Source organism: Paraburkholderia sp. SOS3 (assembly GCF_001922345.1).
GTDB lineage: Bacteria > Pseudomonadota > Gammaproteobacteria > Burkholderiales > Burkholderiaceae > Paraburkholderia.
On sequence record NZ_CP018811.1, the window covers coordinates 742,073 to 756,683 of the forward strand.

At 63.2% G+C, this 14,611-nt stretch carries 13 protein-coding genes and 1 tRNA gene; 9 read left to right on the forward strand and 5 right to left on the reverse strand.

Annotated features, from left to right (window positions below):
* The first annotated feature begins 37 nt into the window (after positions 1-37).
* Complete coding sequence (locus BTO02_RS03390; RefSeq protein ID WP_332262255.1) at positions 38-451, forward strand: ester cyclase; 414 nt, start codon at positions 38-40, stop codon at positions 449-451.
* A 55-nt stretch (positions 452-506) separates the two neighbouring features.
* On the opposite strand, the gene BTO02_RS03395 is transcribed toward BTO02_RS03390, so the two are convergent.
* The 4 genes from BTO02_RS03395 to BTO02_RS03410 all read right to left on the reverse strand — a co-directional run bounded on the left by BTO02_RS03395 (position 507) and on the right by BTO02_RS03410 (position 5,016).
* Positions 507-583, reverse strand: a tRNA-Met gene (locus BTO02_RS03395).
* A 151-nt stretch (positions 584-734) separates the two neighbouring features.
* The gene (locus BTO02_RS03400) at positions 735-2,393 is read right to left on the reverse strand and encodes an MFS transporter (protein WP_075155839.1); all 1,659 of its coding nucleotides are present in this window, start codon (positions 2,391-2,393) and stop codon (positions 735-737) included.
* 229 nt (positions 2,394-2,622) lie between these two features.
* A complete protein-coding gene (locus BTO02_RS03405) occupies positions 2,623-4,179 on the reverse strand; it encodes a sensor histidine kinase (RefSeq protein ID WP_075155840.1) in 1,557 nt (518 codons plus the stop codon).
* A gap of 15 nt (positions 4,180-4,194) precedes the next feature.
* The gene (locus BTO02_RS03410; protein WP_075155841.1) at positions 4,195-5,016 is read right to left on the reverse strand and encodes a response regulator transcription factor; all 822 of its coding nucleotides are present in this window, start codon (positions 5,014-5,016) and stop codon (positions 4,195-4,197) included.
* 279 nt (positions 5,017-5,295) lie between these two features.
* Between BTO02_RS03410 and recA the strand changes: the two genes are divergently transcribed.
* The 8 genes from recA to BTO02_RS03450 all read left to right on the forward strand — a co-directional run bounded on the left by recA (position 5,296) and on the right by BTO02_RS03450 (position 14,019).
* Entirely contained in the window at positions 5,296-6,378 is a 1,083-nt protein-coding gene (gene recA, locus BTO02_RS03415; RefSeq protein WP_075155842.1) for a recombinase RecA, read from the forward strand.
* Between the two features lie 10 nt (positions 6,379-6,388).
* On the forward strand, positions 6,389-7,198 hold the full coding sequence (recX, locus tag BTO02_RS03420; protein WP_156883738.1) for a recombination regulator RecX: 810 nt from the start codon (positions 6,389-6,391) through the stop codon (positions 7,196-7,198).
* A gap of 161 nt (positions 7,199-7,359) precedes the next feature.
* Positions 7,360-8,115 carry a DUF2889 domain-containing protein gene (locus BTO02_RS03425; protein ID WP_075155844.1) on the forward strand — a complete coding sequence of 252 codons (756 nt, stop codon included), beginning with the start codon at positions 7,360-7,362 and terminating at the stop codon, positions 8,113-8,115.
* A complete protein-coding gene (gene sucC / locus BTO02_RS03430; protein ID WP_075155845.1) occupies positions 8,112-9,284 on the forward strand; it encodes an ADP-forming succinate--CoA ligase subunit beta in 1,173 nt (390 codons plus the stop codon). Before BTO02_RS03425 ends, sucC begins: the two co-directional genes overlap by 4 nt.
* A gap of 131 nt (positions 9,285-9,415) precedes the next feature.
* Complete coding sequence (gene sucD, locus BTO02_RS03435) at positions 9,416-10,297, forward strand: succinate--CoA ligase subunit alpha (RefSeq protein WP_075158554.1); 882 nt, start codon at positions 9,416-9,418, stop codon at positions 10,295-10,297.
* 244 nt (positions 10,298-10,541) lie between these two features.
* Positions 10,542-11,255 (forward strand): TerC family protein, encoded by a 714-nt coding sequence (locus BTO02_RS03440; RefSeq protein ID WP_075155846.1) that lies wholly within the window; start codon positions 10,542-10,544, stop codon positions 11,253-11,255.
* 216 nt (positions 11,256-11,471) lie between these two features.
* Entirely contained in the window at positions 11,472-12,107 is a 636-nt protein-coding gene (locus BTO02_RS03445; RefSeq protein WP_075155847.1) for a pilin, read from the forward strand.
* Between the two features lie 121 nt (positions 12,108-12,228).
* Positions 12,229-14,019: a PglL family O-oligosaccharyltransferase gene (locus BTO02_RS03450; protein WP_075155848.1), complete on the forward strand. Its 1,791-nt coding sequence runs from the start codon at positions 12,229-12,231 to the stop codon at positions 14,017-14,019.
* Here BTO02_RS03450 and moaC read toward each other — a convergent pair whose 3' ends face one another.
* A complete protein-coding gene (gene moaC, locus BTO02_RS03455) occupies positions 14,020-14,499 on the reverse strand; it encodes a cyclic pyranopterin monophosphate synthase MoaC (RefSeq protein WP_075155849.1) in 480 nt (159 codons plus the stop codon).
* Positions 14,500-14,611 lie beyond the last annotated feature (112 nt).

Below are 14,611 nucleotides of genomic sequence, written 5' to 3' on the forward strand. Positions count from 1 at the left end.
TAGGGGCAGCGATATGACTTCATCGAGCGAACAGGCAGTGCGCGATACGATCGAGCGGTTCTATCTGGCGTTTTCCACGAAGGACATCTCGCTGCTGCGCCAGGTGGTCACGAGCGATTGGGAATACATTCCCGAGCCGCCTCACGCCGTCCCAGGTCCGGAGAAGATGAGCACGATTTTCGCGAATATCGTCACCGCGCTCCCGGACATGAAAGTGCATATCCTCGACCTTCTCATTCATGACGACCGAGTCGGTGTCCGTGCCGAAGTGACGGGTACTCAGACAGGAAAGCTGCTCGGCATCGAAGCGACCTCGAAACAGATTCATTTCGCGATCCATTCTTTTCACCGAATGCGCGACGGGCGTGTCGCGCAGACCTGGCACCTCGAGGACTGGCTGGCAGTGTTCCGGCAGTTAGGGGAGTTGCCGAAGCGCTTCGATCTCGCGTGAACATGCAAAAGAAAAAGCCGCTGTCCTTTCGGAACAGCGGCTTTTTCTTTGAAGCTGGTGGCGAATCAGGGATTCGAACCCCGGACCTGCGGATTATGATTCCGTCGCTCTAACCGACTGAGCTAATTCGCCGTAAGAGGGAGGATTATAGGGAGGTCGGTGGGGGCCGTCAACCCCCACCGTCACTCCACATCATGCGGACCCTCGATCTACGTCACAAGCCAACCGAACATGCATCCCGGCACCGGCTCCAGCATCAGACCCGGCACCAGCGTGCACCCCGTCAGTCCTGCGCGTAAATATTCGAGTCCTTGGTCTCCCGCACAAAAATCAGCCCGATCACGAACGTCGCCAGCGCGATGATGATCGGATACCAGAGTCCCGAATAGATGTTCCCCTTGGCCGCCACGATCGCGAACGCGGTCGCCGGCAGGAAGCCGCCGAACCAGCCGTTGCCGATGTGATACGGCAGCGACATCGACGTGTAGCGAATCCGCGTCGGGAACATCTCCACCAGCATCGCGGCGATCGGCCCGTACACCATCGTCACGTAGATCACGAGGATGGTCAGGATCACCACGGTCATCACCCAGTTGATCTGCGCCGGGTCGGCCTTCGGCGGATAGCCGTCCGCCTTCAGCGTCGAACTCAACTGGCTGTCGAAGGTCTTGCCCAGCTCCTTCGCGTCCGCGGCTTTGCCGTCATAGGCGTTGATCACCGTGTCGCCGACCTTGATCTGCGCGACCGTCCCCGGCGGCGCCGCGACGTTCTCGTAGTTCAGGCCCGACTTCGAAAGCGCGCTCTTTGCGATGTCGCACGACGACGTGAACTTCGACGTGCCCACCGGGTTGAACTGGAACGAGCACTCGTTCGGATCCGCGATCACGACGATCGGGCTCTTCTGCGTTGCCGCCTCGAGTGCCGGGTTCGCATAGTGCGTTAGCGCCTTGAAGAGCGGGAAGTACGTGAGCGCCGCGATCAGGCAGCCCGCGAGGATGATCGGCTTGCGGCCGATGCGGTCCGACAGCGAGCCGAAGAACACGAAGAACGGCGTGCCGATCAACAGTGCCAGCGCAATCAGGATATTGGCGCTCGTGCCGTCCACCTTCAGCGTCTGCGTCAGGAAGAACAGTGCGTAGAACTGACCCGTGTACCAGACCACCGCCTGGCCCGCCGTCAAGCCGATCAGCGCGAGAATCACGACTTTCAGATTCTTCCACTGGCCGAACGCTTCGGAAAGCGGCGCCTTGGACGTCTTGCCTTCAGCCTTGATCCGCATGAACGCTGGCGACTCGCTCAGTTGCAAGCGGATCCACACCGACACCCCCAGCAGAATCAGCGAGGCGACGAACGGAATGCGCCAGCCCCACGCGCCGAACGACTCTTCGCCCATCCACGTACGCACGCCGAGAATCACGAGCAGCGACAGGAAGAGGCCAAGCGTTGCCGTCGTCTGGATCCACGACGTGTAGAAGCCGCGCCGATTGGCCGGAGCATGCTCCGCGACGTAAGTCGCCGCGCCGCCGTACTCGCCGCCGAGTGCAAGACCCTGCAACAGCCGCATCGCGATGAAGATCACCGGCGCCGCGATGCCGATCGACGCATAGCCCGGCAGAAAGCCGACCACGCAGGTCGACAGACCCATGATCACGATCGTGATCAGGAACGTGTACTTGCGGCCGACGAGGTCGCCGAGCCGCCCGAACACGAGCGCGCCGAACGGACGCACCGCGAAGCCCGCGGCAAAGCCGAGCAGCGTGAAGATGAAGCCCGCAGTCGGATTGACGCCCGAAAAGAAGCTCTTGCTGATGAAGGCAGCCAGCGATCCGGCCAGATAAAAGTCGTACCACTCGAATACCGTGCCCAGCGACGATGCGAAGATCACCCGCTTCTCATCGGCTGTCATCGGCGCGTGCGAGACCTGCCCGCTTACGGTAGCCATATGTCGTCCCTCCACTCTTGATTTAGGTGCGCGGTCCCCCGGTCGGGCGATCCGTGCCCCCGATTATTGGAGTGGAAACTTACGGCCTACTGACTCGGATTTGTCTGATTGTGTTCGGCCGCGCATTGCGGAAATTCGTCGAAATTCTTCTAACGTGATTCTATCATTCGACTAAGTGCGCCTAACGCGCCATTTCAATGCCTAGGCGCCTTTCGGGGTTTTCTGACAGTTAGGGTAAGTCCCGGGCGCGTGCACGCGCCATCAAACTGACACGCACGAGCGTGCCGGCGAGCCGCGGCGATGCCTGATAGACGTTGTCGTCGATGGTCAGCTTGCCGCCATGCATCGTCGCGATTTCGCGGACGATCGCGAGACCGAGGCCGCTGCCGTCGCCTTCGCGTCCGAGAATGCGGTAGAAGCGCTCGACGACGCGCTCGCGTTCTGCCGCCGGTATGCCGAGCCCCGTGTCTTCGACTTCGAGGTGAACCCAATGCGGGGCGTCGTGCGGCCGCTCTTCGCGCACGCGCACGGTCACGCGCCCGCCCGGCGGCGTGTAACGGATTGCGTTGTCGATCAGATTCGACAGCATCTCGCGCAGCATCACCGGGTTGCCTTCGACTTCAATAGGCACGTCCGGGCCCTCGTAGCCGAGGTCCATCTGTTTCGCGAGCGCCGCCTGCACCCAGTCGCGCACCGCATGGCGCGCGACATCGGTCACTTCGACAAGCGTGAACACCTGGCCCGACATCCGGTTTTCCGCGCGCGCCAGGGCAAGCAACTGCGTGACGAGCCGCGCCGCATGCTCCGAACTCGTCGCGATCTGCTGCAGCGAGCGTTGCACCTCGGCCGGCACGTCCTGGCGCAGCGCGAGCTCCGCCTGCGTGCGCAAGCCGGCGAGCGGCGTCTTCATCTGATGCGCAGCGTCGGCGATAAAGCGCTTTTGCAGCTCCATGTTCTGCTCGAGGCGCGTCAGCAAATCGTTGAACGACGTGACGAGCGGTTCGATTTCCGGCGGCGCGCGGCGCGCCTCGAGCGGCGACAGATCGTCGGGACGCCGCGCGCGGATATGCGATTGCAACGCGTGCAGCGGCGCAAGTCCGCGCGACAGGCCGAACCAGACCAGCACGATCGCGAGCGGCAGAATCACGAACTGCGGCAGGATCACGCCCTTGATGATGTCGTTGGCCAGCGCGCTGCGCTTGTCGAGCGTCTCGGCGACTTGTACGAGCACGGGCTGCGCGCCTTCCGTCTGCGGGAATTCGACGGTCGTATAGGCGACGCGGATGTCGTTGCCGTGCAGCACGTCGTCGCGAAATTCGACGATGCCCGGCTGCGGCCGGTCGTCCTCGCGCGGCAGCGGCATGTCGCGTTCGCCGCCTACGAGTTCGCCGCGTGTGCCGAGCACCTGATAAAACACGCGATCGATATTGTCCGCGCGCAGGAAGTCGCTCGTCGCATCGGGCAGCTTCAGTTCGGCCACGCCGTTGACCGGCTGGATCTGCCGCGCGAGCACGTACGCATCGGTTTCGAGCGCGCGATCGAACGGTGCATTGGCAATCGACTTCGCGACCAGATAGGTCACCGCGATGCTCATCGGCCATAAGAGCAGCAGCGGCGCGAGCATCCAGTCCAGAATTTCCCCGAACAGCGAGCGCGGACGCGTCTCGGCGGCCGCCTCGGTTTCGTCGGGCGGCGCGAACGGGTTCTCGTAGCGCGCGTCGCGGTCTTCGTCGAAGTTCGCCGCGTGCGCCGGAGCAGCCGTGGCGCGATCTGCGCGGGCGGACATGGCGCGGGTGTCGGCTTACTTGAAGTGATGGCTCGCCGGCATCGCGGCCGATGCGGCGGGGTCGAGCGTTGGAGCGGCTGCGGTTTGCTGCTGCGCCGGCGCCGGTGCTTGCGCTTGTTGTTGTGCGTGCGCCGGTGGCTGTTGCGCGGGCGCCTGTTGCACCGGTGCCGGTGCGGCTTTTTCAAGGCAATAGCCAAGGCCGCGCACCGTGATGATGCGCACGCCGCTCGGCTCGATTTTCTTGCGCAGCCGGTGCACGTAGACCTCGATCGCGTTGTTGCTGACTTCCTCGCCCCATTCGCAAAGATGATCGACGAGCTGTTCCTTCGACACGAGCCGGCCGATCCGCTGCAACAGCACTTCGAGCAGCCCGAGCTCGCGCGCGGACAGATCGATGACCTGCTCGTTCACATAGGCGATGCGCCCGACCTGATCGAACGACAGCGACCCGTGCCGCACGACGGTCGGGCCGCCGCCCGCGCCGCGCCGCGTGAGCGCGCGCACGCGTGCTTCGAGTTCGTTGAGCGCGAAGGGCTTGGCCATGTAGTCGTCGGCGCCGAGATCGAGGCCCTTCACGCGTTCGTCGACGCTATCGGCGGCGGTCAGAATCAGCACCGGCAGGTTCGAATTGCGCGCGCGCAGGCGGCGCAGCACCTCGAGCCCGGACATGCGCGGCAGGCCGAGATCGAGAATCAGCAGGTCGAACGTCTGCATCGACAGCGCGGTATCCGCCTCGACGCCGTTCTTCACATGATCAACGGCGTATGCCGATTGGCGGAGTGATCGAATCAGACCATCCGCGAGTATGCTGTCGTCTTCGGCAATAAGAATTCGCATGATGCGCTGGCAGGCATGCCGGCACCGGTGTGTCCGGCACGCAGCGTCTCTTGAAACTTAATTGTGGTGGGATTGGCATCCGATTGGCCATGCGTGTTTACACAGGCGTACACGCGCGCAAATTTCGTTGGAATTGCGCTAATCGGCGGTTAATTGGGCTTGCCAGAACCACTGTTTTTTTATACAGTATCTGCGTCTGACGTGCCGCCCGGATTGTATCTATAGGGAGGGGCGCGCACAGCCTGCACAGGCGCCGTTCATCATAGCAAAGGACGATTCATGGAAGAAAGCAAGAAAGGCTCGGCTGGACTGACGGCTGAAAAGAGCAAGGCGCTTGCTGCCGCGCTCGCGCAGATCGAAAAGCAGTTCGGCAAAGGGTCGGTCATGCGGCTCGGCGCAGGTGAGGCTGTCGAAGACATTCAGGTGGTTTCCACCGGGTCGCTCGGCCTCGATATCGCATTGGGCGTCGGCGGTCTGCCGCGCGGCCGGGTAGTCGAAATCTACGGTCCGGAATCGTCGGGTAAGACCACGCTGACGCTGCAAGTCGTCGCTGAAATGCAAAAGCTCGGCGGCACCGCAGCGTTTATCGATGCGGAACACGCGCTCGACATCCAATACGCGGCCAAGCTCGGCGTCAATGTGTCGGACCTGCTCGTGTCGCAGCCCGATACCGGCGAACAGGCGCTCGAAATCGCGGACGCACTCGTACGCTCGGGTTCGATCGACATGATCGTCATCGACTCCGTCGCGGCGCTCGTGCCGAAGGCCGAAATCGAAGGCGAAATGGGCGATTCGCTGCCGGGCCTGCAAGCGCGACTGATGTCGCAGGCGCTGCGCAAGCTCACGGGCACGATCAAGCGCACGAACTGCCTCGTTATCTTCATCAACCAGATCCGCATGAAGATCGGCGTGATGTTCGGCAATCCGGAAACCACCACCGGTGGTAACGCGCTGAAGTTCTACGCGTCGGTGCGTCTCGACATTCGCCGCATCGGTTCGATCAAGAAGAACGATGAAGTGATCGGCAACGAAACGCGCGTGAAGGTGGTGAAGAACAAGGTGTCGCCACCGTTCCGCGAAGCGATCTTCGACATCCTGTACGGCGAGGGTATTTCGCGTCAGGGTGAAATCATCGATCTGGGCGTGCAGGCGAAAATCGTCGACAAGGCGGGCGCCTGGTACAGCTACAACGGTGAGCGTATCGGTCAGGGTAAAGACAACGCGCGCGAATTTCTGCGCGAGAACCCGGACATCGCGCGCGAAATCGAAAACCGCATTCGCGAGTCGCTCGGCGTCAATGCGATGCCGGCCGATGCAGTGATCGGCGCAGACGCCAACGCGGAAGTCGCAGACGAGGAGTAAGCGCCGCGTGATGCGCAAGGGCCGACCGGGGTCTGAGTCTGGCAATGCCGGCACTGAACATGCCGGTTCCAGACATGATGATGGCGGCCCATTCGACAGCGGTGATTCCCCTGTCGACGCATCCGCTCCGGCATCCGCTCCCCCGACCGCGCCGGCACTCGATCCGGCATTCGACCCCTTCGAGTCGTTTGACGCACATGATCGGGCAGCGGGCCGTGGGCCTGCTATCCCGCCCGGTCCGCGCTTTGGTTCTCGTCGCGCGCGCGATGCTGCCGGCTCCGCCGCCTCGACCGAAGGCGAAACCACCTACACCCGTTCACGGCGGCAACCTGGCGACGGCGCAACTGGGTCAACATCCACCGCGTCGCAACGCCCGCGCCCGACGCGCTCGCTGAAAGGCCGCGCGCTTGGCTACCTGTCGCGACGCGAGCACAGCCGCGCGGAACTGTCCCGCAAACTACAGCCGTTCGTCGAAGAGGGCGATTCGCTCGACACACTGCTCGACTCACTCGAGCAGGAAGGCTGGCTCTCCGACTCGCGCTTCACCGAAAGTCTCGTGCATCGGCGTGCAGCGCGGCTCGGCACGAATCGCATCGTCGGCGAGTTGAAGCGGCAAGGCGTCGGCTCGACGCTGATCGAAGAAACCGCCGCCCAGTTGCGCGAAACCGAACTCGCGCGTGCCCGCGCCGTCTGGCAAAAGAAATACGGCCAGCTTGCCGAAACGCCCGCGGAGCGCGCAAAGCAGGCGCGCTTTCTCGTCTCGCGTGGATTTTCGCAAACGGTGGTCTCTAAAATTCTCAAGGGTTTCGACGAAGACTGAAGCGCCGTCAGGCAATCGGGCGTTGCAATCCCCCAATCCAGCAAGGCGATGCCGAACGCCGCCCCGATAAGCGTGTCCGATCCGCACGGGACAAGCCGGAGCGCCAAAACTCAATATGCTAAAATCCGCTGGTTTCCAAATCCGGCCTCCTGTCCCCTCGCATGCCGCTTTCCCCGCCTGTGCCCCGTCAGTTGCGCCATGCTCGCGCAATCCGAGCGGATGCCTTTGAGCGTGCGGATGGCTTGTGGGATATCGAGGCGTGCCTCACCGACGTCAAGCCGCGCGACACCGTGCTGGCGTCGGGCGTCCGGCCCAATGGCCTGCCGATCCATGAACTCTGGCTTCGCATCACGATCGATCGCAAGCTCAATATCGTCGACGCCGAAGCGTCGTCGGCCTGGGTTCCGTATCCAGGTCTGTGCGAAGCATCGAATCCTGCCTACCGGGCCCTCATCGGGCTCAATCTCCTCGATAACTTCCGTCGTCACGCCGCGCGTCTGCTCGGCGGCACCGTTGGCTGCACGCATCTCACCGAGCTTTGCGCGGTGGTGCCGACCGCGGCGATCCAGGCATTTGCCGGCGACGTGTGGAACACCGCAAACGGAAGCGCGCAGCAAAACGGCGCGGCAGGACAGGCAAGCGCCGACGCGCACTCAAACGCGAACGCGCCTTCAGACGCCGACGCAAACGAAATTTCAAACGATAAACCGCCATTCCAGCTGGGTCGCTGCCATACGCTGCGATTCGACGGCGAGGCGGTGCGACAGTTCTATCCGCGCTGGTACGGCCATGTGCCGCGTTCGCTGCGGCCTCGCGAGGCGCAGGGCGCCGGCGCACCAGCTGCGCACGCAGCTGCCGAGGAGACAGCCGGAAAAGAAGTTCTATCCAACTCTCAGACTGAAGGGAATCACGCATGAAGATTCACGAGTACCAGGGTAAAGAGATCCTGCGGAAATTCGGAGTCGCGGTACCGCGCGGCAAACCGGTGTTCTCGGTGGACGATGCGGTCAAGGCCGCTGAGGAACTGGGCGGTCCGGTGTGGGTCGTGAAGGCTCAGATCCATGCGGGCGGCCGCGGCAAGGGCGGTGGCGTGAAGGTCGCGAAGTCGCTCGAGCAGGTGCGCGAGTATTCGAACCAGATTCTCGGCATGCAGCTCGTCACGCACCAGACCGGCCCGGAAGGCCAGAAGGTCAACCGTCTGCTGATCGAAGAAGGCGCCGACATCAAGAAGGAACTGTATGTCGGTCTCGTGATCGATCGCGTGTCGCAGAAGGTCGTCGTGATGGCGTCGAGCGAAGGCGGTATGGACATCGAAGAAGTCGCCGAGAAGCATCCCGAAGCGATCCACAAGGTGGCCGTGGATCCGTCGAAGGGGCTGCAGGACGCGGAAGCCGACGGTCTCGCGAAGAAGATCGGCGTGCCCGACGCTTCGATTCCGCAAGCGCGCGCAATTCTGCAAGGTCTGTACAAGGCGTTCTGGGAAACCGACGCATCGCTCGCCGAAATCAACCCGCTGATCCTGACCGGCGACGGCAAGGTGATCGCGCTCGACGCGAAGTTCAACTTCGATTCGAACGCGCTGTTCCGTCATCCGGAAATCGTTGCTTACCGCGATCTGGACGAAGAAGATCCGGCTGAAATCGAAGCGTCGAAGTTCGACCTCGCGTACATCTCGCTCGACGGCAATATCGGCTGTCTCGTGAACGGCGCGGGCCTCGCGATGGCGACGATGGACACGATCAAGCTGTTCGGCGGCGAGCCGGCGAACTTCCTCGACGTCGGCGGCGGCGCGACGACCGAGAAGGTCACCGAAGCGTTCAAGATCATGCTGAAGAACCCGAACCTGACGGCGATCCTCGTCAACATCTTCGGCGGCATCATGCGCTGCGACGTGATCGCGGAAGGCGTGATCGCGGCGTCGAAGGCGGTGTCGCTGAAGGTGCCGCTCGTCGTGCGCATGAAGGGCACGAACGAGGATCTCGGCAAGAAGATGCTTGCCGACTCGGGCCTGCCGATCATCTCGGCGGACAGCATGGAAGAGGCTGCGCAGAAGGTTGTCGCGGCGGCGTCGGGCAAGAAGGCTTAAGGCTACCGCGCTCATCACCGGATACGAATGGCGGCGCGAGTGCGCGGCGTAGCCGCACGGGGAAGTTCGCAACACCGCAACACCGTGTGCAGACGCAGGCGACGCGAAGCCAAACGAACAGAGGTCAATACATGTCGATTCTGATCAACAAAGACACGAAGGTCATCACGCAGGGCATTACCGGCAAGACCGGTCAGTTCCATACGCGCGCATGCCGTGAGTACGCAAACGGCCGCGAAGCATTCGTCGCGGGCGTGAACCCGAAGAAGGCCGGCGATGACTTCGAAGGCATTCCGATCTACGCAAGCGTCAAGGAAGCGAAGGCCGAAACCGGCGCGACCGTCTCGGTCATCTACGTGCCGCCGGCAGGCGCCGCCGCGGCGATCTGGGAAGCGGTCGAAGCCGATCTCGATCTCGCGATCTGCATCACCGAAGGCATTCCGGTGCGCGACATGATCGAGGTCAAGGACCGCATGCGCCGCGAAAACCGCAAGACGCTGCTGCTCGGACCGAACTGCCCGGGCACGATCACGCCCGACGAACTGAAGATCGGCATCATGCCGGGCCATATTCACCGCAAGGGCCGCATCGGCGTCGTGTCGCGTTCGGGCACGCTGACGTACGAAGCAGTCGGCCAGCTGACGGCGCTGGGTCTCGGCCAGTCGTCGGCAGTCGGTATCGGCGGCGACCCGATCAACGGCCTCAAGCACATCGACGTCATGAAAATGTTCAACGACGATCCGGATACGGACGCCGTGATCATGATCGGTGAGATTGGCGGTCCGGACGAAGCGAACGCCGCCCACTGGATCAAGGACAACATGAAGAAGCCGGTGGTCGGCTTCATCGCCGGCGTGACGGCGCCTCCGGGCAAGCGCATGGGCCACGCAGGCGCGCTGATCTCGGGTGGTGCGGACACCGCCGAAGCGAAGCTCGAAATCATGGACGCCTGCGGCATCAAGGTGACGAAGAACCCGTCGGAAATGGCGCGTCTTCTGAAGTCGGTGCTGTAAGCCGCGCGGCTTCGTGATTCGCCGCGTGAGGCTTGACTAGCCAGTTCACGGTTTGCCTCACTGCGTTTCATTCCGCCGCGGTTAATCCTAAATACGCCGGCGTACCTTGCAGGTACGCCGGCGTATTTTTTTTGTTACTCTTACGGAATTCTTTCGTCAGTCACGCCTGTCACACGAAGCGAGAGAGCGCCGCTCCCTCGCTTTTTTGTCGCCCGCCCTTCCCGCAACCTTTTATCCTGCTTTCATGCTCGATTTCCTCGCGACGCTCCATTGGGGCGCGGTTTTCCAGATCATCGTCATCGACATCCTGCTCGGCGGCGACAACGCCGTGGTGATCGCGCTCGCGTGCCGCAACCTGCCGCCGGCGCAACGCACGCGCGGCATCGTCTGGGGCACGCTCGGCGCGATCCTGCTGCGCGTCGTGCTGATTGTGTTCGCGGTTGCGCTGCTCGACGTGCCGCTGCTCAAATTCGCGGGCGGCCTGTTGTTGCTGTGGATCGGCGTGCGCCTGCTCGTGCCCGCTCACGACGCACACGCGAACATCAAGCCCGCCGACAAGCTGCTCGCCGCGATCAAGACGATCATCGTCGCGGACGCCGTGATGAGCCTCGACAACGTGATCGCGATTGCCGGCGCGGCCGAACAGGCGGACCCCGAGCACCGCATCGCGCTCGTGATTTTCGGCCTCGCGGTGAGCATTCCGCTGATCGTCTGGGGCAGCCAGCTCGTGCTGCGATTGCTCGACCGCTATCCGGTGGTCATCACGCTCGGCGCCGCGCTGCTCGGCTGGATTGCGGGCGGGCTCATCATCAACGACCCGGCCGGCGACCGCTGGCCCGTTCTCGACACGCCGGCGGCCGAGTACGGCATGAGCCTCGCGTGCGCACTGTTCGTGGTAGTCGCCGGTTATCTGATCAAGCGCCGCAACGCGCGTCTCGCCGGCCACTCGTCGCATTAGCCGTTCGTCTCCGGCCGTTCGTCTCCGGCCGGTTGTCTCGGGCCGTTTGCGCTGGCGGTGCCGGCGTTCCAAGCGTCGCGGCGGCCACTCTACGGGAGTTTTCGCGCCGTGAATATATGCCGTTCGGCTGACTAGGTGAGCGCATCGCAACTCGCTACGATTGCACGCCTGTCCTGATGTCCGGGGCAGGCGTTTTCGTTTTGAGGAGTATTGCCGATGATCGCCGCTGTCACTGCCTATTCACTTGCTTCGCTGTCTTCGCTGTTTGCCCGCCGCCGCTTCGGTCCGCCTGACGGCAGATGGCAGTGGACCTCCGGGCTCGCGCGTACCTGCTACGCGGCCTACGGCTTCACGTTGATCGAGCTGATGATCGTGCTGGCGATCGTCGGCGTGATCGCGTCGTACGCCATTCCCGCGTACCAGGACTATCTGGCGCGCAGCCGTGTCGGGGAGGGCTTGTCGCTGGCCGCGTCGGCGCGGCTCGCGGTCGCCGAGAACGCGTCGAGCGGCAACGCATTCGCAGGCGGCTATACGTCGCCGCCGGCCACGCGCAACGTGAAGACGATCAACATCGACGACGACAGCGGGCAGATCACCGTGGCGTTCACCACGCGCGTCGCACCGGACGGAACCAATACACTCGTGCTCGTCCCGTCGGTGCCCGACAACGCGGACGCGCCGACCGCACGCGTTGGCCTCGCGAAAGGCGCCGCGCAGCCGGGCGCGTTGACGTGGGAATGCTTCGCCGGCGGCAAGAACGCATCGTCGCTACCGGCTCCGGGCGCGGGACCGTTGCCTGCAGAGGCCGCGACGCTGCCATCGAATCTTGCTCCGCCCGAATGCCGCGCATGATGCACGGTTCTTGCAATAGCGCCATGGTTAGTTGATCCCATCGGCGTATTTCGGCACCACCGGCGCACAGCGCAAGGAAACTTTTGTATAGTGCGCCGGTTGCCGACGTCTTACTTTGCTCATGCCCACGACTTTTGCACGCTATCTTTCGCTATTCCTGCTGGTCTGTGCGTTGATCCTGCCGTATGCGGTCGTCAACCATACATACCCGATCCCGACGTTCTACGCGGAATTCACTGCGCTCTCGCTGTATCTGCTGACCGGCGCGGCCGTCGCGCTGATGGTCTGGACCTCGCGCCCGCGCATCGCGTTCCGCTCGCCGGCGGTCGCGCTCGTGCCGCTCGGGTTCGGCGTCGTGCTGATCGCGCAGACGGTCGTGCTGCCGCTCGCGCAACCGTCGATGAACTGGCTCGGCGCGGGGTTCCTGCTCGCTGCGTTCATGGCCGTGCATATCGGCTACGGTTTCAATCGCGCGGAGCTTACCGAGACGGTGCTATGCGTCGGCGCCGGCGCGCTGATCATCGGTGCACTCTTTGCGGTGTTCTGCCAGTTGATCCAGCTGTTTCATCTCGAAGCGAAGGTCACGCCGCTCGTCGTTGCCTACAACATCGTGGTCGACCGCCGTCCGTTCGGGAACATGGCGCAGGCGAACCACCTGGCCACTTGCATCGCGTTCGGAATGGCAGGCGCGATGTTCCTCGTGCAGACGCGGCGTCTCAATGTGATCGTCTGGGCGGTGCTCGCGTCGATCTTGTCGTTGGGTCTTGCGCTGACGGTTTCGCGCGGCCCGTGGTTGCAAACGGGCGTGATCGTGGTCGCCGGGTGGTGGATGGCGTTTGCCGAGAAGCGCAGTCACCCCGAGCGCCGCCGCAGCGATCGCGAATGGCTGATTCCGTTTGCGCTCGCGTTGCTGTTCGTGCTCGTCAACGTCGTCGTGCGCTGGGCGAATGTCCGCTACCAGTTCGACCTCGCCGTGTCGGCCGCGGATCGTTTCAGGGAGGCGGGGCAAATCGCGCCGCGTCTTGCGCTATGGAAATACGGATGGACGATGTTCAAGGGCCATCCCTGGCTTGGCGTCGGCTGGGGCGAGTTTCCGCGCTACCAGTTCGACTTCGTGCGGCAACTGGGTCACGTCGAGATCGCGAACAACTCGCACGACATCTTTATCGACCTGCTCGCGAAAACCGGTGTGATCGGCTTCGCGATCGTGCTGCTCGGCCTCTTTGCGTGGCTGGTCCGCGTGCTGCGCGCGCCGCACACCGCGGCACGGGTATTCGGGCTCGCGATGATCGGCGTGCTGGTCATGCATGCTCTCGTCGAGTATCCGCAGCAGTACATGTTCTTTCTGCTGCCGTCGATGTTCATCTTCGGGCTGCTCGATACGAAGCCGTTACCGTGGGTGCCGGCACGTGTATCGCTCGCTGTCTATTCGATCGTCGTGTTCTTTGGTCTTGCGGCGCTCTATCCGGTGCTGCGCGACTATAACCGCGCGGAAGTGCTGTACTACGGCTCGCACCCGGCCGAGGAGTACGAGGCGCACCCATCGATCCTGTTCGGCGCATGGGGCGAGTATGGAATGGCGACGCTGTTGCCGATGAACAGCATGAACCTGCCGTACAAGCTCGAGATGCACAAGCAGGCGATCGCGCTGCTGCCGGGCGAAACCGTGTTGCGCCGCTACGCGGTGCTGCAGGCACTGAACGGCGACCTGCCGGGCGCGTTCGATACCGTCGAGCGTCTGAAGCTTTTCGCGGAAGAGCTCAACGACTGGCCGTCGCAGCTCGCTTCGCTGTATAGCCTTTGCGACGAACAGAAGACGCTCGCGGGCTTCAAGGCCGACCTCGTGAAGAAGTACGGCACGCCGCCGAAAGACACGAATCAGGACGACGGCGGTGATGACGAAGACGGTTGATCAAGCCGGGGCGACCCAATCGCCCGATTTGCCGCCGTGCTTTTCCATGACGCGCACATCGGTGATGGTCATGCCGCGGTCCACCGCCTTGCACATGTCGTAGACCGTCAGCAACCCGACTTGCACGGCGGTCAGCGCCTCCATCTCGACGCCGGTCCGTCCGCGCGTCTCGACTTGCGCGGTGCAATGCAAGCCGGGCAGCGTCTCGTCGAGTTCGAAATCCACCGTTACTCGCGTCAAGGCCAGCGGGTGACACAGCGGAATCAGGTCCGCCGTGCGTTTCGCGCCCTGAATCGCGGCAATCCGCGCGACGGCGATCACATCGCCCTTTTTCGCATTGCCGCCGCGAATCAGCGCGAACGTATCGGGCAGCATCGTGATCGACCCGCGCGCGATCGCAACGCGCCGGGTCTCCTCTTTACCGCCGACGTCGACCATATGCGCCTGCCCGGCCGCGTCGAAATGGGTAAGTTCAGGCATGGGTGTACTCCGCTCCTCTTGCTATCAGATAGGCGCCGGCGATCGCCGCGCCACGTGCAGTGACGACAGCATCAGCAGCATCGGCCGAAACACCGGAAACCGCATTGTGCCG